We start from the raw sequence: 1229 nt of genomic DNA, 5'->3' as shown, positions 1-1229 counted from the left end.
CAGGGCAAGATCGTGAACGTTTCTTGACCAGTTGGGCTAATAAATAATTGATCGATTTGACGATCAGTTTTAGTCGTGATCATATACTCTCTTTTACGGAGAGCCATGATGAGCCTGACCTTGCTGACTGACCACTTTGCCGACATTGAAGACCCAAGACAAGCATCAAAAGTAACCTATAAATTGTTTGATGTCCTGTTTTTAACCCTGACTGCGGTCATATCAGGCGCAGAAGACTGGGAAGAAATCGAAGATTTCGGACACCTTAGGCTAAAATGGCTAAAAAAATACGGTGATTTCAGTCATGGCATTCCGGTGCATGACACCATCGCCAGGCTTGTTTGTCGTATCGACCCGCAGGCGTTTCACCAGCGATTTATTCAGTGGATGCAAGCAACTGAAAAACTTAGCGATAAACAAGTCGTTGCCGTTGATGGTAAAACGCTGCGCCGCTCGTACAAGCGCCATGACAGGCAATCGACGCTGCACATGATAAGTGCGTTTGCGACTAAAAACGGTGTTGTTCTCGGCCAGCGGCGGACGGATGAAAAGTCGAATGAGATCACCGCCGTACCTGAGTTACTGGAGCTGCTGGAGCTGGAAGGTGCGATGGTGACACTCGACGCCATGAGCTGCCAGAAGCAAATCGTGAAAACAATAGTAAAGAAAAAAGCGGACTACTGCATTGCGGTAAAAAAGAACCAAAAGTCGCTATATCAGGCACTCCAGGATGCATTTGAGCTCAGTGAAAGCAACGATCCCGGACATGTTGAGCAAAAGCATGGTCGCGTTGAATATCGCTCTTATGATGTCTTATCAGCATTAGAGTTGCCCCCGGGCATACGTTCAGCCTGGTCATCAATCAAGACCATTGGTCGAGCCACTTATTATCGTTTGGCCAATGGCAAGGAGCAGTTGCAGTATCGTTATTATATAAGTTCAGCAAGCTTATCTGCTGAGGAGTTTGCCAGCACAGTGCGCGCCCATTGGGGCATTGAAAACAGACTGCATTGGGTCCTTGATGTTTCCATGCGAGAAGATAACTGCCCAATTAGTCGTGGCCATGCTGCCGATAATCTGGCTTGCTTCCGACATGTTGCGCTGAATCAGATACGGCGCGAGAAGACGATAGATGCCAGCGTCAATCGCAAACAGAAGATGGCCACCATGAGCGAAGAAGTGCTGGACTTAATCGTGAATGCTTAAAAAACGTTCACGCTCTTGCCCTG

At 47.7% G+C, this 1229-nt stretch carries 1 protein-coding gene; it reads left to right on the top strand.

Annotated features, from left to right (window positions below; genetic code table 11):
* Window positions 1-108 precede the first annotated feature (108 nt).
* Window positions 109-1206, top strand: a complete 1098-nt coding sequence (locus tag CWI71_RS12015) for an ISAs1 family transposase (protein WP_126755510.1) — start codon at window positions 109-111, stop codon at window positions 1204-1206.
* The last annotated feature ends 23 nt before the right edge of the window (window positions 1207-1229 follow it).

The organism is Pseudidiomarina insulisalsae (assembly GCF_003987065.1).
In the GTDB taxonomy this organism is placed as follows: Bacteria; Pseudomonadota; Gammaproteobacteria; order Enterobacterales; family Alteromonadaceae; genus Pseudidiomarina; species Pseudidiomarina insulisalsae.
Note: the sequence above shows the minus strand (reverse complement) of the source record. Positions and strands in the feature narration are given on the sequence as shown.

Excerpts from the sequence above, each read along its gene's own strand:
- CWI71_RS12015 (WP_126755510.1), top strand. The coding sequence starts at position 109 with ATGAGCCTGACCTTGCTGACTGACCACTTTGCCGACATTGAAGACCCA.